The 20,084-nt window shown below is 57.8% G+C and carries 16 protein-coding genes and 1 tRNA gene; 10 read left to right on the forward strand and 7 right to left on the reverse strand.

The window, feature by feature from the left end; genetic code table 11:
• Positions 1–118: 118 nt before the first annotated feature.
• A tRNA-Ser gene (locus tag ACN0TA_RS02190) sits at positions 119–208 on the forward strand.
• A gap of 160 nt (positions 209–368) precedes the next feature.
• Here ACN0TA_RS02190 and ACN0TA_RS02195 read toward each other — a convergent pair.
• The gene (locus ACN0TA_RS02195; protein WP_417579358.1) at positions 369–2,870 is read right to left on the reverse strand and encodes a heavy metal translocating P-type ATPase; all 2,502 of its coding nucleotides are present in this window, start codon (positions 2,868–2,870) and stop codon (positions 369–371) included.
• Between the two features lie 157 nt (positions 2,871–3,027).
• Between ACN0TA_RS02195 and ACN0TA_RS02200 the strand changes: the two genes are divergently transcribed.
• Both ACN0TA_RS02200 and ACN0TA_RS02205 read left to right on the forward strand, forming a co-directional pair.
• The gene (locus tag ACN0TA_RS02200; RefSeq protein ID WP_417579360.1) at positions 3,028–3,222 is read left to right on the forward strand and encodes a heavy-metal-associated domain-containing protein; all 195 of its coding nucleotides are present in this window, start codon (positions 3,028–3,030) and stop codon (positions 3,220–3,222) included.
• 12 nt (positions 3,223–3,234) lie between these two features.
• Positions 3,235–3,627, forward strand: a complete 393-nt coding sequence (locus ACN0TA_RS02205) for a DUF305 domain-containing protein (protein ID WP_417579362.1) — start codon at positions 3,235–3,237, stop codon at positions 3,625–3,627.
• 80 nt (positions 3,628–3,707) lie between these two features.
• Here the strand turns inward: ACN0TA_RS02205 and ACN0TA_RS02210 are convergent, their stop codons facing one another.
• Genes ACN0TA_RS02210 through ACN0TA_RS02220 form a run of 3 tightly spaced genes read right to left on the reverse strand, consistent with a single transcriptional unit; the run spans position 3,708 to position 8,166 of the window.
• Positions 3,708–5,546, reverse strand: coding sequence for an ABC transporter ATP-binding protein (locus tag ACN0TA_RS02210; RefSeq protein WP_417579364.1), 1,839 nt, complete (start codon positions 5,544–5,546; stop codon positions 3,708–3,710).
• A gap of 19 nt (positions 5,547–5,565) precedes the next feature.
• Positions 5,566–7,008, reverse strand: coding sequence for a M81 family metallopeptidase (locus tag ACN0TA_RS02215; protein WP_417579366.1), 1,443 nt, complete (start codon positions 7,006–7,008; stop codon positions 5,566–5,568).
• A 15-nt stretch (positions 7,009–7,023) separates the two neighbouring features.
• A complete protein-coding gene (locus ACN0TA_RS02220) occupies positions 7,024–8,166 on the reverse strand; it encodes an ROK family transcriptional regulator (RefSeq protein WP_417579368.1) in 1,143 nt (380 codons plus the stop codon).
• A gap of 107 nt (positions 8,167–8,273) precedes the next feature.
• Here ACN0TA_RS02220 and ACN0TA_RS02225 point away from each other — a divergent pair, with 107 nt between their 5' ends.
• Genes ACN0TA_RS02225 through ACN0TA_RS02250 form a run of 6 tightly spaced genes read left to right on the forward strand, consistent with a single transcriptional unit; the run spans position 8,274 to position 14,791 of the window.
• On the forward strand, positions 8,274–9,809 hold the full coding sequence (locus ACN0TA_RS02225) for an ABC transporter substrate-binding protein (RefSeq protein ID WP_417579370.1): 1,536 nt from the start codon (positions 8,274–8,276) through the stop codon (positions 9,807–9,809).
• A gap of 54 nt (positions 9,810–9,863) precedes the next feature.
• Positions 9,864–10,784, forward strand: a complete 921-nt coding sequence (locus ACN0TA_RS02230) for an ABC transporter permease (RefSeq protein WP_417579372.1) — start codon at positions 9,864–9,866, stop codon at positions 10,782–10,784.
• Positions 10,784–11,653: an ABC transporter permease gene (locus tag ACN0TA_RS02235; RefSeq protein ID WP_417579374.1), complete on the forward strand. Its 870-nt coding sequence runs from the start codon at positions 10,784–10,786 to the stop codon at positions 11,651–11,653. Before ACN0TA_RS02230 ends, ACN0TA_RS02235 begins: the two co-directional genes overlap by 1 nt.
• Positions 11,650–12,621, forward strand: a complete 972-nt coding sequence (locus ACN0TA_RS02240; RefSeq protein WP_417579376.1) for an ROK family protein — start codon at positions 11,650–11,652, stop codon at positions 12,619–12,621. The genes ACN0TA_RS02235 and ACN0TA_RS02240 overlap by 4 nt, the downstream gene beginning before the upstream one ends.
• Positions 12,614–13,357 (forward strand): copper homeostasis protein CutC, encoded by a 744-nt coding sequence (locus ACN0TA_RS02245; protein WP_417579378.1) that lies wholly within the window; start codon positions 12,614–12,616, stop codon positions 13,355–13,357. Before ACN0TA_RS02240 ends, ACN0TA_RS02245 begins: the two co-directional genes overlap by 8 nt.
• A gap of 9 nt (positions 13,358–13,366) precedes the next feature.
• Positions 13,367–14,791: a M20 family metallopeptidase gene (locus ACN0TA_RS02250; RefSeq protein WP_417579380.1), complete on the forward strand. Its 1,425-nt coding sequence runs from the start codon at positions 13,367–13,369 to the stop codon at positions 14,789–14,791.
• 40 nt (positions 14,792–14,831) lie between these two features.
• Here the strand turns inward: ACN0TA_RS02250 and ACN0TA_RS02255 are convergent, their stop codons facing one another.
• Positions 14,832–16,409: a cisplatin damage response ATP-dependent DNA ligase gene (locus ACN0TA_RS02255; protein ID WP_417579382.1), complete on the reverse strand. Its 1,578-nt coding sequence runs from the start codon at positions 16,407–16,409 to the stop codon at positions 14,832–14,834.
• Positions 16,406–17,401, reverse strand: a complete 996-nt coding sequence (locus ACN0TA_RS02260) for a ligase-associated DNA damage response exonuclease (RefSeq protein WP_417579384.1) — start codon at positions 17,399–17,401, stop codon at positions 16,406–16,408. The genes ACN0TA_RS02255 and ACN0TA_RS02260 overlap by 4 nt, the downstream gene beginning before the upstream one ends.
• A gap of 542 nt (positions 17,402–17,943) precedes the next feature.
• Here ACN0TA_RS02260 and ACN0TA_RS02265 point away from each other — a divergent pair.
• Positions 17,944–18,798, forward strand: a complete 855-nt coding sequence (locus ACN0TA_RS02265) for an LOG family protein (protein ID WP_417579386.1) — start codon at positions 17,944–17,946, stop codon at positions 18,796–18,798.
• Positions 18,799–18,851: 53 nt separating this feature from the next.
• Here the strand turns inward: ACN0TA_RS02265 and ACN0TA_RS02270 are convergent, their stop codons facing one another.
• The gene (locus tag ACN0TA_RS02270) at positions 18,852–20,078 is read right to left on the reverse strand and encodes a hypothetical protein (RefSeq protein ID WP_417579388.1); all 1,227 of its coding nucleotides are present in this window, start codon (positions 20,076–20,078) and stop codon (positions 18,852–18,854) included.
• Positions 20,079–20,084 lie beyond the last annotated feature (6 nt).

A 20,084-nucleotide genomic window follows, 5' to 3' on the forward strand; every position in this document is an offset into this window, starting at 1 on the left:
TGTTGTCCATCAGTGTTGGCGACAATTCAAAACAAGGTGTTGCGAGCTATCGCACCCTATGCCATATAGCGCCCACCAAACGACCCAAGTGGCAAACTTTTTGCCGCGACACCAAGACGGAGAGGTGCCGGAGTGGTCGAACGGGGCGGTCTCGAAAACCGTTGAGCGCGTGAGCGTTCCGAGGGTTCGAATCCCTCCCTCTCCGCCATTCCCAAGCCATGTCATGGTGAGGACCGAACCTGGTTTCGGCAATACAATGCTTCCGGCAAGGATCGGTCTTTTGTGCTTTAATCGCGGCGCGTCCTTGCCTGCTTGACGTTAGACAACCTTCCAGTTGATGGGGATGGGGCACTCGACTGCCCCATCGTTTAGGCTGCGACTTTGAACGCGCGCAGACGCAGCGCGTTGCCGAGAACGAAGACGCTCGAGAGGGCCATGGCGCCGGCTGCAAAGACGGGGGACAACAAGATTCCATAGGCCGGGAAGAGCAGGCCTGCAGCTACGGGGATTAGCGCCGTGTTGTAGGCAAACGCCCAAAACAGGTTTTGTCCGATGTTGCCGATCGTTGCCTTGGACAAGGCTATGGCGTTCGATACGCCCTGCAGGCTCCCTGACATTAGCACAACATCGGCGGCCTCGATGGCGATGTCTGTGCCGGTGCCGATAGCCAATCCGACATCAGCCTCGGCAAGTGCCGGTGCATCATTGATGCCGTCGCCGACAAAGGCAATTTTGCCGTATTGGCCCCTGAGGCGACGAACGGCTTCGACCTTGCCTTCGGGCAGCACTTCCGCGACCACATCGTCTATGCCCAGCCGGGCGGCTATGGCGTTTGCGGTGCGGGTGTTATCACCAGTTATCATTGCGACTTTGAGGCCCAGACTGTGCAAAGTCTTTATAGCTTCGGGCGTTGTGGTTTTTACAGGATCGGCCACTGCAATGATGGCTGCCAGCTTGCTGTCGATCGCAGCATAGAGCGGCGACTTGCCTTCAACGCCGAGGCGTTGAGCAATTTCGGCAAAGCCGCGCACATCATGGCCGAGCTGGTTCATGTAGCGGTCAGCGCCGATATCGACACGCTTGCCAGATGCAAAAGCTTTGACACCAAAACCGGTTACCGATTCAAAATCGGCAACCTCCGGCAGGCGTATGTTTTCATTTAGTGCGGCGGACACGATCGCACTGGCGATGGGATGTTCCGACTTTGCCTCGACGGCGGCAACCAATCCGAGAACAGTCTCGCGATCAAACCCTACGGCCAGTTCCATATCGGTCATTTCCGGTCGACCCTCTGTCAGGGTGCCCGTCTTGTCGAGCGCGACGACCTTGGCGTCCTTGAGCAATTGCAGCGCTTCACCTTTTCTAAACAGCACACCCAGCTCAGCGCCCCGCCCGGTACCCACCATGATCGAGGTCGGTGTCGCCAGGCCCATGGCGCATGGGCAGGCAATGATGAGAACAGCTACGGCGTTGACGAGGGCGAACGAAAGTGCGGGCGAAGGGCCAAAATAGAGCCATGAGACAAAGGTTATCGCCGCGACCGCAAAGACGGAGGGCACGAACCACATTGTGACCTTGTCGACCAGTGCCTGGATCGGCAGCTTGGTACCCTGAGCGTCTTCCACCATGCGAATGATCTGGGACAGCACAGTTTCACCGCCGACGGCCGTTGCGCGGAACGCGAAAGCGCCCTTCTGATTGACAGTGCCGCCGACAATTTCGCTGCCTATAGATTTGGAAACCGGTATCGGCTCGCCGGTGATCATCGATTCGTCGACATAACTCGTGCCTTCGATCACCTCGCCATCCACGGGCAGCCGTTCGCCCGGGCGAACTTCGACAATATCCCCCGAAACGACGGAACCGATTGGCAGATCAACCGTCATGCCATTGCGCCGCACGCGCGCAGTCTTTGCCTGAAGACCCGCCAATCGTTTGATAGCTTGGGAGGTGCGGCCCTTGGCGCGCGCTTCGAGCAGGCGGCCAAGCAGGATGAGTGTCACGATAACAGCGGCGGCTTCGTAATAAACGTTGACCGTACCCGACGGCAGAAATCCGGGTGCGAATGTCGCGACCAGAGAATATCCATAGGCCGCGAGCGAGCCGACGGCCACCAGCGAATTCATGTCGGGTGCAAGCCGCCAGAGCGCTGGTAGGCCCTTGGCATAAAATCGAATGCCGGGAACAAAGAGCACCAGTGTGGTGAGAGCGAACTGAATATACCAGTTCCACTGCATGCCAATCGTCGAATCGATGAGCTGATGCATGCCCGGAACAAGGTGCGATCCCATTTCCAGAACGAACACCGGTGCGGTCAGGGTCGCAGCAATCGTGACGTCGCGAGACAGCTCTCGGCGCTCGGCATCCTTTTTATCGGCATGCACGCCATGTTCATCGCCTGGAGCGTTGGCGGCCAGCCCGATCAGCTTTGCGTCGTACCCGGCACCAGCGATGGCCGAGATTAGGGTCGCCGTGTCGGCAGTGCCGTAAACACTGGCCCGTTCAGTGACAAGATTGACAACGGCGTCGCTTACGTTCGGTACTGATTTGAGCGCCCGTTCCACGCGCCCGACGCAGGACGCGCAGGTCATGCCTTCAATCAATAATTCTGTCTGGCTCGTAGTATTTGCGCGTTCCTGGGGGACCGAATAGCCGGTTTGCTCGACAGCGTCGACGAGTGTTTGGCGAGCAACTGACGCGTTTGTCGTGATGTGCGCGCGCTCGGTTGCAAGGTTGACCGCAACGGTTTCGACACCAGGGATCGCTTTGAGTGCTTTTTCGATCCGCCCGACACAGGACGCACACGACATTCCCTCTATAGGGATTAGTACCCCATTAGACTGATCCGCAACGAGAACGGGGGCATCCATAGCCGACTCCAATTTTTTCAAACCTGAACTTCGCGCTGAACTTGAGGCTTCCAATAATGGTAAGGTCAATACCGGAATGTACTTTTTTTCGCCTTGACCTTCCTATGGCGGGAAGCTGCAAATTGGTCGACATGAGACTCAACCAAGGAGATATCTCATGGAATTCAGAATTGAGAATATGACCTGCGGAGGCTGCGCCAATTCCGTTACCAAGGCGATCCAATCTATTGATCCGACCGCACGGATTCAAACCGATCCATCGGCGCGCAGTGTCAAGCTCGAGACTGTAGTGACATCACTAGAAGTGCAAGAGGCTCTGGCGGAAGCCGGCTATCCTGCGGCAGTAAGCTAGAAAGGCATTTCCATGAATAAGCTCACTCCGATCTTTATTGCCACAGCACTTGTCGTCAGCTCAGGTTTGGCGTTTGCGCAGAGCCAGTCCGATACCGAACCCCACGGTCCGGCGCACGATATGGGCGGCATGGAAATGTCGAGCGAAGATACCCCATCGACATTGGCCTACATCGCTGCAAACGACAGCATGCACAGCGACATGATGATCGAGTTTACCGGCGATGCCGACGTCGATTTCATGCGCGCCATGATCCCGCATCATCAAGGTGCTATCGATATGGCCAACGTGGTTCTTGAATACGGCAAGGATCCCGCAGTCCGCCAGCTCGCCCAGGAGGTGATTGCGGCCCAGCAAGATGAAATTGCAATGATGACCGACTGGCTGGCCAGTCGCGAGGAGTAGATTTGGGCGAGCGGCTTAAAAACCGCTCGCCTTTACTTGCCTGTTATCAAGCACATGGCCCCGGGCAATGGCCCGGCCGGTCAGAGCGCTCCGGCATCGATTCGTACAAGGTGGCCCTTTGCAACCTCCTGGTAGGTGCGCGTAGGTGGCACGTAATCAACCGGGCGGATTGGGCTCATGATTTCGTCGTTACCGATTGGACGCCGGATGGATCGACGCGCCGGATCGGGAACCGGAACGGCTGAAATCAGTTTTTTTGTATAGGCATGCTGAGGGTTCGCGAACACTTCTTCACGTGGCCCGATCTCGACGATCTCCCCAAGATACATGACGGCAACACGGTGACTGACACGTTCAACGACTGCCATGTCGTGCGAGATGAACAGGAACGACAACCCCAGACGCTCCTGAAGATCGATCAGCAGATTGACCACTTGAGCCTTGATCGACACGTCCAGTGCGGAAACGGATTCGTCGGCGATGATCACTTTTGGATCGAGGGTCAGGGCTCTGGCAATCGAGACGCGTTGTCGTTGGCCGCCGGAAAACTCATGCGGATAACGCTTGAGCATATCAGCGCTGAGTCCCACTTGCTCAATGAGCTCAGCAGCTTTTTCGCGGGCCTGGCGTCGGGTGCCAAGCTTGTGGACGATAAAGGGCTCCATCAGCGCTTCCAGGATGGTCATCCGCGGATTGAGGCTTGCGAACGGATCCTGAAAAATCATCTGCACTGAGCGGCGCAAGGTGTTTAGGCCGCGCTTGTCGAGTGTGCGTACGTTTTTGCCGTCAGCGGTGATCTCACCATCATTGGCTTCGGTGAGACGCATGATCGTGCGTCCAATTGTCGATTTCCCACACCCTGATTCGCCAACGAGTGAGAGCGTTTCACCTTTGAACAGGTCGAACGAAACATTTTCCACGGCGTGGACCGAGCCGGTTTTTTTCCCGAACAATCCGCCGCGGATATCGTAGCGCGTCACAAGGTTGCGCACCGAGAGTACTGCTGTGTCTTTATCCACGCCGGACTGCAGAGGGATTTCGGGGCCCGGCTGTCCGGTCGTTTTATCGACAATGGCAAAACGCAACGGCTCGGATTTTCCGATCATTGACCCCATGCGGGGAACGGCGGCCAGCAGCGACCGCGTGTAGGGATGCGTCCCATTGGAAAAGACCCCAGCGGTGGTGCCAGTTTCGACGGCTTCGCCACGGTACATGACGATCGTTCGGTCGGCGACTTCGGCGACCACACCCATATCGTGAGTAATAAAGAGGACAGACATGCCGTCCTCTTCCTGCAGCGTCTTGATGAGATCGAGGATCTGACCCTGGATCGTGACGTCAAGCGCTGTGGTTGGCTCATCAGCAATCAGCAGTTTGGGGCGGCTGGCAAGGGCCATGGCGATCATCACGCGCTGACGCATGCCGCCTGAAAACTGGTGAGGGTAATCCTTGAGCCGCTGCTCGGCGTTCGGAATGCGGACTTTTTCGAGCAGCCTTATGGTCTCGGCGCGGGCTTGGGCCGTCGACATCGGCTCGTGGCACGTGATCGCCTCGGAAATCTGCCGCCCGATCGTGAAAACCGGATTAAGGCTGGTCATTGGCTCCTGGAAGATCATGGCAATGTCGCGGCCGCGAACCTTGCGCATCTCGCTATCGTCAAGTTGCAGAAGATTACGGCCGTTGAGCAGGATTTCGCCTTCGATCCTGCTCGATGTTTTTGGCAGCAGTCCCATGATCGAAAGCGACGTTACGCTTTTGCCCGATCCTGATTCTCCTACGATGGCGACGGTTTCTCCCGGCATTACATCAAAAGAAATATCGCTGACGACTGATTTCCAGTCGCCCTCGCTCAGGAACGAGGTCTGCAGCTTGCGTACCGATAGCACGGGCTGAGGGGTATCGCTTTGGATCTGGGACATTGTCATGTTCCTTTGTCGGCTAACGCGTCCGGCTGGCGCGGGCGGAGACAAGAGCTTCAGGCTTGAACGCGAAATCCTTATCCCATGGATAAGTTGGGCGCGTCTTGCGCGGACGGGGCAGGCGTTCGATGAACTGGTCTACCACCCCTGGCGAAAGCACCATCAGGTTTGGATTGGCGATGGGAGCAAGCTCGGGCGATAGATAGCCGGACTTGACGGCGATAATCTTCGCTGATGCCGGGTCGAGCCCAAGTGCTGTGAAGTCTTTGATGTTGTGGAAGGGGCGACGCTTTGTATGCACGACCAAGTGGATGCCATCGATGCGCAGAACGGCCTGTCGATCGGCTTGGTTGTCAGTTTCGGCCAGGAAAGCGACCTCGAAACGACCGGTAAAAGGTTTGCTGCTCTCGTCAAGCGAGGCGCCAATAGTGAGATCAAGCACCGAGCCCTTCCCGGCGGCATATGCCGCATTGGTGGCAGCTACGTCGGCGATGCCGGCAAAAATCGTGTTTGTGGCGCCAGCTTCGACGAGGGCCGCGAAAACTTCAGCCCGATCGCCAACGCCGCCCCCAGTCGGGTTGTCGCCAGATTCGGCTAGGACAACCGGACCGGTGCTACTCGACACCGCCTTTTCGACGCACTCCGTAATAGAGCCGGTTTCCGGCCCGAATACAAAGTTCTCACGGGCATCCCAATAGCTTTGCGCCAGCGCTTCAGCTTCGCGCTCAAGCGCCTTGCGATCGGTACCCGTCATAATCGCGGCAGCAGTCGCGCGTGGTTCGTCGGCCCAGACATAGCCGACATTGAGCGAAGCATCCCAGATTCCATCCTTGGCGTTGATGCCAGGCAGCAAGTCGTAGAGTCCCTTTGCCGGCTCATCGACTGTGCTGGTGCGCTCGCCTGGCAGGACGACCGGGATCGGAGCCCAGACAATGTGAGGCTTGATGCCCGAGGTCAGAGAGCGGATCAACATGTCGACCGCCCGCCGCATTGTTTCCTCCACATCGATGTGGGGCGCTGTGCGGTAGGTGGAATAGGCATCGAGGCAATCGATGATCTTTTGTGACAGATTGCCGTGTAAATCATAGCTGGCAGAGATAATACAATCGGGACCAACGACCTCGCGGGCGGCAGCGATCCAGTCACCCTCCGCGTCATCCATGCCTTCGACATTCATTGCGCCGTGCATGGGAAGATAGAGGCCGTCCACGGCGCCAATTGCCTTGAGTTCCACCAGAAATTCAGCCTTGAACCCTTCATAGGTTTCGCGTGCCACGGGGCCGCCGGCAATCGAACGTGCGTGGATCGTTGGCAGAAATTCTGCGTCATAATCCTTCAAGAACGCGAAATGTGGTGCTGCGAGCAGCTCCCGGCCGCGCACCACGCGAAAATGCTCGGTATGGTTGAGCACCGGATTGTAGGTGCTGCACTCGATGTGGATACCACCGACGGCGATACGCATGGAAACTCCTAATTCTCAGATAAGTCCGTTCAGGAAAGAATGTGTTGCAACGCTGGCTGCACCGATCGCCCAGTCTTCATCAGCGACGCGACGTGTTTTGATCGGAGTCACGCCTGCAAGCCGTGGCAGCACGTTGGCCTCGATCGTCTGGTGCATCACCGTCGCGAAAAGCCCGTCGAACCGGGATTCGCGATGTGTCACCACAATCATTTGGGGGTCGTTGATCTGAATGATCTGTGAAATGGCCAGACCCAAAGCACTCCCGGCCCTATGGAGCAGGCGAATAGCGACAGAGGATCCCGATGCAGCAAGCACCTCGATATCGTTGAGCGTTTCAGCCTTGAGGCCCTCGGCGCGCGCCATATCGAGAATCGCGATCATGGAGGCGACCGTATCCAAGCACCCAACTTTTCCGCATCGGCACGGCAGGCCATCGAGATCAATTGTGCAATGAGCGATTTCGCCGGCGCCGCCATGGGCGCCCCTGTGAAGTCTATCATGGACGAAATGGGCGGCGCCTATGCCTTCCCCCAGCCAGATCAGCGAGAATGAATGCCTGTCGCGGGCTTCGCCGAACAAGCGTTCGCTGACGGCCAGTGTTTTGGCGTCGTTCTCAATGAAGGTGGGCAATTGGGTCTGCTGGTGAACATATTTTGCAAGCGGCACGTCCTGCCAGCCGAGCAATGTCGATTTGATAATGTTTGCCTGTTCGTGGTCCACGAGACCGGACACGGTGACGCCCATTCCTTGAACAAGCGATTTCGGAATTCCGGCCTTGCCCAAAAGTATGGGCAGGGCGTCCGACACCACGCCTGCAAGGGCCTCAGGGTCCAGGTTTCGTTCAATTTTGACGCGCGAAACAATGGCTCCTCTAAAATCAACAAGGGCCATCAAGGCGGGATCTGAGACCATCGAAACGCCAACAAAATAGGCGCCGTGCGGGCACAGGTCCAGAAGCGCCGAGGGGCGCCCCTGTTTCTGTACAGTGCTGGTTTCGCACAACAGGTCCGCATCCAGAAGTTCGCGGGTCAGCCCGCTCATTGCCGCCTTGCTCAGGCCGATGCGTGCGGCAAGCTCAGAACGGGTCGTCGGTCCTGCAGCGCTGATGAAGCGCAGGATGTGGTAGTGCGTCAATGTCAGCAGCAACGTCTTCACCATGGGTTGACATTAGGTTTAGCCAGTGAATTAATCAAGCTTAATTAGTTCAGTAATTGGACTAAGTAGGGAACTCATCCGTCTTTCCATGCCGTTAGAGGAGGCTAAAGATGTCAACATTGTCTATTATCCGCAAAGGCTTGCTGGCCAGTGCATGTCTGGGAGCAGCATTCGTGCCTGTAGCGTTCGCCCAGGAACTCACAGTCATGCAGAGTGAAGCTCCGCGATCGATGGATCCGGGCGATCAAGGCGCAACCTTTACAAACGCACTGCTCGCCCCTGTGTATGAAGGTCTCATTGCGCGCGCCTCCGATCTGTCGCTGCAGCCGGGCCTGGCGACAGAGTGGTCGCCTAACGACGATGGCACCGAGTGGACTTTCAAGCTCCGCGAAGGTGTTGTCTTCCATGATGGCACGCCATTCAATGCCGATGCCGTGGTCTACAATTTCGAGCGACATCTCGATACCGACCGAGGCCTTGCAGCCTCGGGTCGTCTGCGCACTTTCCTTGAAAGCGTGGAAAAAATCGATGAGAATACTGTCAAGTTTACGCTCTTCCATCCCTATCCATCATTCCTCAACATCCTGACCACAAATGGCGGTCAGATCGTCAGCCCGACGGCTGATGAAGCAGGCAATCTGGGCGCAGCGTCGGTCGGAACAGGTCCTTTCGAGATGACCGAATATCGTTCCGGCGAGTATGTCCTGCAGGAGAAGTTTGCTGATTACTGGGGCGGCGAAGATGAGCGTGTGGACGCGATTCGCTGGACATGGTCGTCAGAACCTTCGGTTCTCTCGATGGCCCTGCAGACCGGCGACGCCGATGTAATCAACCCGGTGCCGCCAGCATTTGCTGCAGCGATCGACGCCAATCCCGAGCTTGAGCTGACTGTCTCCGATGGGTCTGCAGTGTTCTGGGTAGCACTCAACACCCAGTCAGAAGCTCTCGAAGACGTTCGGGTGCGCCAGGCGCTCAACTTCGCAACCGACAAGGACGGCATCATCAACGCCATTATGTCCGGTTATGCCATGCCTGCGAACTCGCCTCTGGCTTCTGTGGCGGAAGGCTATAATCCCGATCTTGACCCGTACCCGCTCGACCTCGATCGCGCACGTGAGCTGCTTGAAGAAGCCGGCTTTGCCGATGGGTTTTCGATGTCGGTCGTCGTACAGGAGCAAGAGGCCCGCATCGCTGAAGTTCTGCAGGCCATGTGGGGCGAAATCGGTGTCGAACTCAACGTCCTGCGCATGGAAAGCGGCGTTTGGTCCGATGCCGCGTTCGGTGATCCCGAGAAAAAGGCCGAAGACGGCGTGGATGCAGTGATCGCGTCCTGGTCGTCGGGTGTGAATGGACCGGATCTGCAGTTCCGTCCGCTCTATCACACAGAGAGCTTTGCACCGGGCAGCGCCAATCTTGGCTTCTACCAGAACGACGAGTTCGATCGTCTGCTCGACGAGGCCGCTGCCAGTGTCGACGAAGATGCCCGTAACGAAATCTATGGCGATCTCCAGGAAATGATCAACCAGGACGCTCCCCATGTCCTGCTGTATTTCTCCCAGGATCTCTATGCTACTCGCGCCGGCGTCGAAGATGTCTGGATGATTCCGGGCGGACTTGTCCGCGTCGACTCTGCGACCAAGCAGTAACACAACCGACTATACCGGGCTGGCTCAGCCAGCCCGGCCCATCGAGGGGCCGATATGCAAGGTTACGTTCTCCGCAAGTTGATCTCGCTGCCGCTGATCCTGATTGGCGTTTCGCTGTTGATCTTTATTTCGATCCGCTTGCTGCCGGGCGAGCCTGCCCGCGTAATGGCTGGTCCCGAGGCCACTCAAGAGGCCGTCGATGCAATGACGACCCGGCTCGGGCTAGATCGTTCCATTCCCGAGCAATATCTCAGCTTCGCAACCAGTGCGCTGCAGGGCGATTTCGGAACGTCAATTCGGTCACGCCTGCCGGTGTGGGATGAGGTTGCCCAGCGCCTACCCTACACGTTGGCGCTTGCAGTTACCTCCTACATTCTTGCCATCATCGTGGGCGTTCCGGCCGGTATGCTGGCCGCTATCTATCGCAATCGACCGCCCGATTACGCCGTCATGGTCTTTGCCATTGCTGGCGCTTCCATCGCCAATTTCTGGCTGGCGTTGATGGCGATGAACTATTTTTCGGTCACCTTGGGCTGGTTGCCATTGTTAGGCGCTTCGAGTTGGCAAAGCTATGTCCTCCCTTCTGTGACATTGGCCGTTCTGCCGATGGCTGTTATCGCCCGGATGACACGGTCGTCGATGATCGAGGTGCTCAGCCAGGACTATATCAGGACTGCGCGGGCCAAGGGGCTGCCGGTCACCAAGGTGTATTGGAGCCATGCGCTGCGCAACGCACTTATCCCCATCGTGACGATCGTCGGACTCAATTTCGGTGGCCTGATCGGCGGTGCTGTAGTGACAGAAACCGTCTTTAACTGGCCCGGTATCGGCCGCCTGATGGTCGATGCCGTGCGCTATCGCGACTATCCGGTCATCCAAGGGGTCACCATGGTCGCCGTCTTTGGCGTCGTTGTGATCAATCTTATTGCCGAACTGGTGATCGCCGTCCTCAATCCCAGAATCAGGTTTGACTAATGAGCGCCCCATCTCATACAGCGCCAGCCTCCGGAAAATTTCGTCCCAAACGCGTTTGGGCGTGGTGCCAACGCAATGCCAATATCGTGTTTGGCGGATTTCTGGTTGGTCTGATCGTTCTGGCAGCCATATTTGCTCCGCTCATTGCCGGTGCAGATCCTTATGCGCAGAATCTTACTGCGACGCTGCTCCCACCCTCCTGGGAGCATCCATTCGGTACCGACGATAATGGCCGCGACATTTTTGCGCGCGTTATTTACGGCGCGCAGATCTCGTTGCTAGAAGTGTTCCTCAGTGTCGGTATCGCCACCGCTGTGGGCGTGCCGTTGGGCATTATTGCCGGCATGGCTGGGCGGCTGGTCGATGAAGTCATCATGTGGGTCATGGACGTCCTTTTCGCGTTTCCGGGGATTGTTCTGGCGATCTTGATCGTTTCCATTCTCGGGCCGAGCCTGTTCAATCTCATGATCGCCATCGCGCTTTTCGCAATTCCGATCTATGCTCGTCTCTCTCGCAACATCACGCTTGGTCTCAAGCGCATGGAGTTTATCGAGGCGGCGACGGCACTGGGCGTTCCGCAATGGCGCATTCTGGTCAATTACATCCTGCGCAATTCGGTTGGCCCCATCATCGTGCAGTCGACCCTGACCGCGGGTACGGTGATCCTGTCGGCAGCTTCGCTTTCGTTCCTCGGGCTGGGCGCGCAACCGCCCATGCCGGAATGGGGGGCAATGATGAGCCAGGGGCGCAACTACCTTGGCGTCAACATCTGGATGTCGCTGTTTCCAGGACTTGCCATCATGATCACTGTGCTGGGGTTCAATATTCTCGGCGACGGCCTGCGTGACCTGTTGGATCCAAGAAAATGACATTGACGGAGACGCGGCCCTATACCGGGGGGGACGCCGGCCGGACCATTGGCTATTGCGTGGACATAGGGGGTTCGTTCATCAAATTCGGGCGGGCCTACGGGCCTGGCCTTGTTCGTGTCGAGGACCAGGTTCCTACCCCGATCCATTCCTGGCACGATCTTAAAACTGCGCTTGCCGACCTGATTTCGCGTTTCGCGCCGCAGGATGACGGGCTGCCACTGGCCATTTGCACGACTGGACTTTTCGACGTTCGAACTGGGGTGGTTACTGCTGCAAATATTCCCTGTTTCGCGGGCCACGATATCGTGGGCGAACTGTCGGCGCATCTAGTGCGCAAAGTCTTGATCGCCAATGACGCTGACAGCTTTGCGCTTGCCGAGGCGACTGTCGGTGCGGGCAAGGGCCATGATGTCGTCATGAGTTTGATCCTGGGAACCGGCGTGGGCGGTGGCCTGGTCGTCGATGGCAATCTGGTTCAGGGCCCGGGTGGGGTGACCGGAGAGTGGGGACACGGCGCAATTGTTCAAACCCAGGTCACCTTGCCCGATGGCGAGCGGATCGAATTGCCGCGCTTTCAATGTGGGTGCGGTCAACTCGGCTGCACCGATACAATCGGTGGAGCGCGCGGGATTGAACGCATTCATAAGCATCTGACCGACCAGGACCGCACGAGCCGACAGATCGTTATCGACTGGGGTGAGGGACAGCAGGACGCGGCGCGTACAATGGCTGTCTATTTCGAGCTTCTGGCCGAACCGCTTGCCTTTATCGTCAATATTGTCGGCACCACGGTGATGCCGGTTGGCGGTGGGCTGGCGACCAGCGCCGAACTTGTCGCCGGACTGGACAAGGCTGTCCGCGCGCGAACGCTCAATGCTTATGGCAAACCGCTCATCGTGCCGGGGCATCATCTCAAGGATGGTGGGCTTGTCGGTGTGTCCGTGCTTGCAGCGCAACATGGGTGATCCTTTGTCAGTGAAACTGGAAATCTGCGTCGACGATCTCGATGGGCTCCACAAGGCCATTGCCGGCGGCGCCGACAGGATCGAATTGTGTTCGGCCCTTTCGGTCGGCGGGTTGACACCGACTGCCGGGCTGATGGCTGCGGCGGGCAAATGCAATGTGCCGGTCTATGCGATGATCCGTCCAAGGGCTGGAGATTTCGTATTCTGCGAACAGGACGTTGCCGGCATGTTTGCCGATATCGACAACGCCCGATCCGCAGGGCTGGCAGGGGTCGTCCTTGGCGCGAACCGGGATGATGGCACCCTCGACGCGGATGTGCTCGGGGTCCTTGTCGGCCACGCACAAGGATTGGGCCTGACGCTGCACAGGGCGATCGATCTGGTTTCAGATGTCGGTCCGGCCATCGAAACGGCAATTGGCTTGGGATTTGAACGTATTCTGACCTCGGGTGGCGCGAAGACGGCATTTGCAGGGCTCGATGCGATCGAAGCGATGGTCGCGCTGGCGGGTGATCGGATATCGATCATGCCGGGCGCAGGGGTCACTGCTGAAAACGCAGCACAAATCCTTGAGCGTCTGGCGGTTCGCGAACTGCACGCCTCGGGAAGCACTCTTCGCACGGTTACCGATGGAAAGCTCGTTGAACTCGGATTTCTTTCTCAAACCAGCAAGATGACCGATGCAACCGCCGTCGCCGCTTTGAAGGCCGTCGTTTCGGCCCACACAACTTACTAGGGAATCTTCATGTCCAATTCTGATCGTATCTGGGATCTCATCGACGAAAAGCAGCAGGCTTTCCTGGAGTTGAGCGACAGAATATGGGGCATGCCCGAAGTCGCCTATACCGAGTACCGTTCGGTCAACGAACACCGTGACATGCTCGCAGCCGAAGGATTTGCGATCACTGAAAACGCGGCTGGCATCCCGACGTCGGTGGTTGGGGAATTTGGCAGTGGCGGGCCCGTCATCGCCTTTCTGGGCGAGTACGATGCCCTGCCGGGATTGAGCCAGGAAGCCGGCATCGCCGAGCCGCGTCCGCTGCCGGGCAATGGCAATGGTCATGGATGCGGACACAACATGCTCGGTTCCGCTGCGCTTTTGGCCGCCGCCGCCTTCAAGAAATATCTTGAAGAAACCGGCGTTCCGGGCACTGTGCGCTATTATGGCTGTCCCGCCGAAGAGGGGGGCGCTGCAAAGACATTCATGGTGCGCGCCGGGTTGTTTGACGACGTCGATGCAGCGATCACCTGGCATCCGGCTGCTATCACCAAGGTCGACGAAGCCAAGAGCCTTGCCAATACCCGGATCGATTTCACATTTACCGGTCGGGCTTCGCATGCCGCCGCCGCGCCCCATCTTGGGCGTTCTGCGCTCGACGCAGTCGAGCTCATGAATGTCGGTGTCAACTATCTGCGCGAGCATGTGCCTTCGGATTCGCGCATCCATTATGCCATTCTCGATGGCGGCGGCATTGCGCCCAATGTGGTTCAGGCGCATGCCAAGACCCGGTATGCTGTCCGTTCGCGCGATGTCCATGCCATGCAAGAGCTCAATGGGCGCGTCATCAAGGTCGCTAACGGCGCTGCGATGATGACCGAGACTGAGGTTGCGGTGAAAATTCACTCCGCGGTCTCCAACCTGATCGGCAATACACCCCTTGAAAATCTGATGTTTGACAATATGCAGCGCCTTGGTCCGGTGCCCTTTGATGCCGCCGATCACGCTTATGCCGGCCAGATCCAGGCCACGCTGAGCGCTGCCGATATCGATAGCGAATATCGGCGGTGCGGCGTTGAGCAGCGCGATGGCCTGTCGTTGTGTGACTTCATAGCGCCGCTTGATGCTGTTGGGGAGCCGATGGTCGGTTCCACAGACGTTGGGGACGTATCCTGGGTCGTGCCTACGGTGCAGGCGCGTGTGGCGACCCATGCTATCGGGACGCCCGGACATTCCTGGCAAATCACGGCTCAGGGCAAGGCGCCGGCTGCGCATAAGGGACTTGTCCATGCAGCCAAAATCATGGCTGGAACCGCAATAGACCTGCTGACCAGACCCGAGACGCTTGCAGCGGCCAAGGCAGATCTTGATGCGCGAGTTGCTAAAACGCCCTATGTTTCGCCAATGCCGGCCGAGGTTACGCCGCCGGTCGAGCCGCGCAAGCCTGACTGATCGAGGGGGGTGCGAGGGGCAGGCCGAGTTGTCCGGCATGTCATGTCGCGGGGATCAGCGCTTCAACGTCGGCGACACTTGCGCATTCTGAGGCCGGTTTGTCCCAGCGGATGCGGTTGATGCGCGGAAAGCGCAGAGCAACGCCCGATTTGTGGCGGGTCGAGGCTTGCGCACTGTCGAAGGCGACTTCGAAAACCAAGGACTTTTCCACCTCGCGCACAGGGCCGAAACTCTGGATGGTGTGGGCGCGCACCCATTTGTCCAGTTCTTTGAGTTCGGCATCGGTGAAGCCAAAATAGGCCTTGCCGATCGGCACGAGCTCATTGCCTTTCCAGGCCCCGAAGGTGAAATCGGAATAATAGGACGAGCGCTTGCCGTGGCCGCGCTGGGCATACATGAGAACAGCGTCCAACAAATTGGGATCGCGCTTCCATTTGAACCAGTTGCCCTTCGGACGTCCGGGGACATAAGGCGCCGATTTGAGCTTGATCATCACGCCCTCATGGCCGTTTTCATCGGCGCCCCTGCGGCGGATGGCGCCCAGTTGTTCCCAATCTGAAAAGGCAAGCAGACTCGATAGGTCGAGCCGGGTCTGGGTTTGGGCGTTGAAGAAGGCCTCGAGTCTGGCACGGCGGTCGCGCCATGGGAGCGCGCGAATATCCTCATCGCCATCAAACAGCATGTCATAAACCCTAATGAAGGCTGGGTGCTCGCGGATCAGTTTTTCGGTCGCTGACTTGCGGTTCAGGCGCTGCTGGAGGGCGTTGAACGGCGCAGGTTCGAATTTGTCGCCAACCAGCAACTCACCATCGAGAACCCCGTGACCAAAGACATTTTCGACAAGGTCGGGGAAAGCCGGCGCTATGTCTTCTCCGGTGCGGGAAAACAGCGATGCCGGACCATCGCCGAGGATCAACTGCACCCTTATGCCGTCCCATTTCCACTCGGCGACGAAATCAGCGGGATCAAGGCCGGGAAAATCCTTGGCTTCGTCGATCGGGTTGGAGAGCATGAGGGGGTGAAAGCGGGCTGTATGGTCGATTTCGGGTTTGGGTTTGCGACCATCGAGCCAGGCAAACAGGTCGGCATAGGGCATTTTAAGCCCGTGCCAGATCTCTTCTATGTCCTTGAGGTCGGCCCCGCTCATTTCGGCCAGGGCGGTCTTGGCCAGGCGCTCGGAGACCCCGATGCGCAAGCCACCGGTGGCCAGTTTGACCAGCGCCCAGCGTTCGTTGATCTGTGCACTGGTCAGCAATTCGGCAATCAGCAGCGCAAGTTCGGACTTCGGTGTGGTGTTTAAAAGTTCGACGAGATCGGACAGTGAGGGCAACTGCCGTGTGCCGCCCTTGTGCGGCCAGATCAGCGCAATGGTTTCGCCCAGATCACCGACATAGTCATAGCTGAGCGCAAAAAGGTGCGGATCGACTTCGGCCAGAACCACCTCTTTGAGGCGGGCAGGTTTGACATGGGCGAAGCTGAGGGCGCCGGTGAGGACGGCCAGCGCATAGCCGCGGTCGGGATCGGGCGTGTCGCGAAAATAGGTGGCGAGCGCTTCGATCTTGCGGTTGCGCGAGGGGGTTAAAGCCAGGGTTTCGAGCAGGATGGCGAAGCGCTTCATTGCTCTTCTCCCTCATCTTCATAACCCTGAATGTTCAGCGGCTCTGCGGCGAGTCCCTGCTGGCGCGCCCAGTGGACCAGTGCATCCTCCCGACCGTGGGTGACCCATATGGTTTGGGCACCGGTTTCGGCGACGGTCTGGGTCAGTTCGGGCCAATCGACGTGATCGGATATGACGAGCGGTAATTCGATGCCGCGCTGGCGGGCACGCTGCTTGACGCTCATCCAGCCCGACGCCATTGCGAGCACGGGATCTGGCAACCTTCGGCTCCAGCGGTCCTTGAGCGCCGAGGGTGGGGCGATGACGATGGCACCGGCCATCTCGGCTTTGGTCGCATCGGTCGCGTGGTGCAGTTCGCCCAGCGCGATGCCGCGTTCGATATAGAGATCGCACAGGCGCTGCATGGCGCCATGGAGATAGATCGGGGCGTCATACCCAGCATCGCGCAACAGACTGATGACCCTTTGTGCCTTACCCAGTGCGTAAGCGCCGATGACGTGGGCGCGGTCGGGATGGGCGGAAAGGGATTTTAAGAGTCTGGCGATTTCCTCGGATGGGTGAGGGTGCTGGAAGACGGGAAGCCCGAAGGTTGCTTCGGTGACAAGGAGATCGCAAGTGACGAGTTCGAAGGGCTGGGCTGTCTTGTCGGGGAGGCGCTTGTAGTCGCCGGTGACCACGACGCGTTGGCCATCCTGTTCGATCAGGACCTGAGCCGAACCCATGATGTGGCCGGCAGGATAGAGTGTGATGGTGACATCGTCGATCTGGATAGGTTGGCCGAATTGGAGGGGTTGAAAGCTGCCGGCGCAATCTTTGCCATAGCGGGTTTGCATTATGGCGATGGTGTCTGGGGTGGCGAGCACCTTGGAGTGCCCGGATCGGGCGTGATCGGCGTGACCGTGGGTAATGATGGCCCGCTCGCGCGGGATGGTGGGATCGACATAGGTATCGATGCGCCGGATGTGGAGATCGCTATCAAGTACCTGGGCCATTGCTTTGTTGTTCCGTTCATTGCCATGTCGAGGGGCTTTGCCCATGACAAAATTTCCGATGGCTCCTTGAACCCCGGTGGTCACGATATGAACGGCATGGGGCGATGAACGCTCCGCATTTTTTAATTTTTATATGAAGCGATCCTTGCCCCATGCATCCGGGATTTTTGGCTTAGTCGCCCTTCAAAGGCCAGGGTCAATCCCTTCTCCCTTTCGAGAGTACGACGGCGCTAGCAATATCGCGCCAGTCTCAATCGAGATCAGGCGGCCGGTTCGCGCCGTCCAGCGCTCGTGACGTTTGGGCCTTCCCTGCAGCGACCCGCAAGGAACCCGAACCAAACCCGCCCAAACGTTCGTTGCGCTTGCGTCCATAAAAGCGGGTTCGTCGAGCCAGTATGGGGGCGATTTTGAGCGCGGGGATAAACTTGTGTAGGCTGGACACGGTCTGCGCACATCCGCGTCAACGGCCTTGGAAAAACCGCCACCCATCCTTAACACCAGCCTGACATAGTCGAGACCGAAAAAAGTACAAAAGGAGCCTGATGATGGGCCGTAAACGCCATTCCTCGTTGCGTTCGTCCAAAGAGGATATGGAAGCCGTACGCCATACGCCGCAAACGCCTCAGACTCAGTCGGCGGCGTATCGACTGGCTTTTGCCGACGAAGAATTCATGACAAGCGAGGATTTGCGCGGCGTCCGCTTCCAGCTCGAGTATCTCAAGACCGAAATGCGTCTGCGCGAGGCAAACGTCAATTCGACGGTTGTCCTGTTTGGCGGCGCGCGCATCCCCGAGCCGGGCAAGCCGGCATGGGCTGCCAAAACCGATGAAGCGAAAAAGAACCTTGAGGCAAACTCGGTCTATTATGATGAGGCACGGCGGTTTGCCCAGCTTGCCTCGCTGACCTCAAAGAGTACCGATTTTTCGGAGTATGTTGTTGCAACTGGCGGTGGGCCAGGGGTCATGGAAGCAGGCAATCGCGGCGCTGCGGACGTGGATGCGCCTTCCATCGGTTACAATATTGTCCTGCCTCACGAACAGGCGCCCAATATTTATGTCACGCCACAGTTCGCCTTCAATTTCCACTACTTCGCAACGCGCAAGATCCATTTCCTCATGCGCGCCAAAGTCGTCGCCATTTTTCCAGGCGGTTTTGGGACAATGGACGAGTTCTTCGAGGCCCTGACGCTTATCCAGACCGGGCGTATGGACCGCATCCCGTTGCTCTTGTTTGGCAAGAAATTCTGGAGTCGTGTCCTCAATCTCGAGGCCTTGGCCGAAGAGGGTACGATTTCGCCAGATGATTTCAAACTCTTCAGTTTCGTAGACACTGCGGACGAAGCCTGGGACATCGTGCGCAAGACCTACAATCTGCCCAAGATCGAGCATCCAGCCTGAAGCAAAAAAGGCCCGCCGTTCAGCGGCGGGCCTTTCTCAAATCGACGGACCGCTTACTGGTTTGCGGTAATCTGAACGTTGAGACGTTCAACAAGGATAAAGGGGTCGGCTTCGATCTCGTCTTCCAGAGCTTCGAATTCGGAGAAGGCGATAGGCGCATCCGGTTCGACCGAAATGGTGAAGTTCTGCGGATCTTCGATGAAAGAATTAACAGCGTTTGTGACCATGGTCTTGAACGCGGCATTCTCGACTTCGGCGAGAGCCATTGGCACCATGAACTGCAGCCCTGCCTTGAAGGTCTCCCCGTCAACGCCCTGTTCTGCGCCGATGAAGTCCAGAACTTTCATGAACAACGAATTGTCGTCATAACGCAGCGAAGCATTGACCAGCTTGAGTTCGGCCATTGGAGCCATCATCGCCTCGGACAGTTCCATCATCTGGTCGTCGTCAATTTCGATATCGGCTTCTGCTATTTCCGCCATTTTGAGATTGAGCTTCATCAGCTCCGTATAGAGCTCTTCTGTGTAGCCTTCGACGGCAACGCTTGTGGCAATCGAACCGATATTGTCGATGACGAGCGAAGCGTCTTCAATTGTGCCTTCGCCAGTTTCGGGCCACCAAGTGCCCGAACCCGACATCGATGCATTAAGGGCGGTCAGCTCGAGTGCCTCGAACATTTCCTGGACGTCCGGCTCATCGATATTGGTCAGGTCCGCGTGGATGCCGGTGACCTGATAGGCCGATCTGATGCCGCCATCTTCGGCAGGTTCGTCGACAGTGATCTCCATCAATTCGATAGCGAACATTTCCTCACCCTGCGCGTCTGAGACGCTCAACGGGCCGGCCGCGATGCGGTCATAAAGGTTGAAGCCGATATCGACCATCGAATCCACATTCACTTCGGCTGGCAGCTCAAGGCCCTCGGCTGCGATATCGACGAGATTGAACGTAATGCCCTCGTCTTCGTCAGTGTATTCGATATCGGCGATCGCCGCGCGCTCGACGGTGAATCCACCTTCTGCGGTTTCCACAACGCCGGTGAACACAACGTCACCGGGGATCTCGACATCGTCTTCGCCGGGAATGGCGATCGTGAAATCCGTAATTGTTACTGTGTCACCTTCGGCTGTGGCCGAGCCATAGGTGAAGGCAACGCCCATGACCCTGCTGGTGTCAACAAGACGATCGGCAAACACATTGGCCTCGAGCGCCAATGCGGCCTGGCTGGTCCCGGCCAGTAAAATTGCGGTGGTGAGCGAAAGGCGAGAGAGTTTTTTCATGACGGT

It is taken from the genome of Pelagibacterium sp. (assembly GCF_048264985.1).
GTDB lineage: Bacteria > Pseudomonadota > Alphaproteobacteria > Rhizobiales > Devosiaceae > Pelagibacterium.

Excerpts from the sequence above, each read along its gene's own strand:
- ACN0TA_RS02205 (WP_417579362.1), top strand. The coding sequence starts at position 3,235 with ATGAATAAGCTCACTCCGATCTTTATTGCCACAGCACTTGTCGTCAGC.
- ACN0TA_RS02265 (WP_417579386.1), top strand. The coding sequence starts at position 17,944 with ATGATGGGCCGTAAACGCCATTCCTCGTTGCGTTCGTCCAAAGAGGAT.
- ACN0TA_RS02220 (WP_417579368.1), bottom strand. The coding sequence starts at position 8,166 with ATGGTGAAGACGTTGCTGCTGACATTGACGCACTACCACATCCTGCGC.
- ACN0TA_RS02200 (WP_417579360.1), top strand. The coding sequence starts at position 3,028 with ATGGAATTCAGAATTGAGAATATGACCTGCGGAGGCTGCGCCAATTCC.
- ACN0TA_RS02250 (WP_417579380.1), top strand. The coding sequence starts at position 13,367 with ATGTCCAATTCTGATCGTATCTGGGATCTCATCGACGAAAAGCAGCAG.
- ACN0TA_RS02195 (WP_417579358.1), bottom strand. The coding sequence starts at position 2,870 with ATGGATGCCCCCGTTCTCGTTGCGGATCAGTCTAATGGGGTACTAATC.
- ACN0TA_RS02255 (WP_417579382.1), bottom strand. The coding sequence starts at position 16,409 with ATGAAGCGCTTCGCCATCCTGCTCGAAACCCTGGCTTTAACCCCCTCG.
- ACN0TA_RS02210 (WP_417579364.1), bottom strand. The coding sequence starts at position 5,546 with ATGTCCCAGATCCAAAGCGATACCCCTCAGCCCGTGCTATCGGTACGC.
- ACN0TA_RS02230 (WP_417579372.1), top strand. The coding sequence starts at position 9,864 with ATGCAAGGTTACGTTCTCCGCAAGTTGATCTCGCTGCCGCTGATCCTG.
- ACN0TA_RS02260 (WP_417579384.1), bottom strand. The coding sequence starts at position 17,401 with ATGGCCCAGGTACTTGATAGCGATCTCCACATCCGGCGCATCGATACC.
- ACN0TA_RS02245 (WP_417579378.1), top strand. The coding sequence starts at position 12,614 with ATGGGTGATCCTTTGTCAGTGAAACTGGAAATCTGCGTCGACGATCTC.
- ACN0TA_RS02270 (WP_417579388.1), bottom strand. The coding sequence starts at position 20,078 with ATGAAAAAACTCTCTCGCCTTTCGCTCACCACCGCAATTTTACTGGCC.
- ACN0TA_RS02235 (WP_417579374.1), top strand. The coding sequence starts at position 10,784 with ATGAGCGCCCCATCTCATACAGCGCCAGCCTCCGGAAAATTTCGTCCC.
- ACN0TA_RS02240 (WP_417579376.1), top strand. The coding sequence starts at position 11,650 with ATGACATTGACGGAGACGCGGCCCTATACCGGGGGGGACGCCGGCCGG.
- ACN0TA_RS02225 (WP_417579370.1), top strand. The coding sequence starts at position 8,274 with ATGTCAACATTGTCTATTATCCGCAAAGGCTTGCTGGCCAGTGCATGT.
- ACN0TA_RS02215 (WP_417579366.1), bottom strand. The coding sequence starts at position 7,008 with ATGCGTATCGCCGTCGGTGGTATCCACATCGAGTGCAGCACCTACAAT.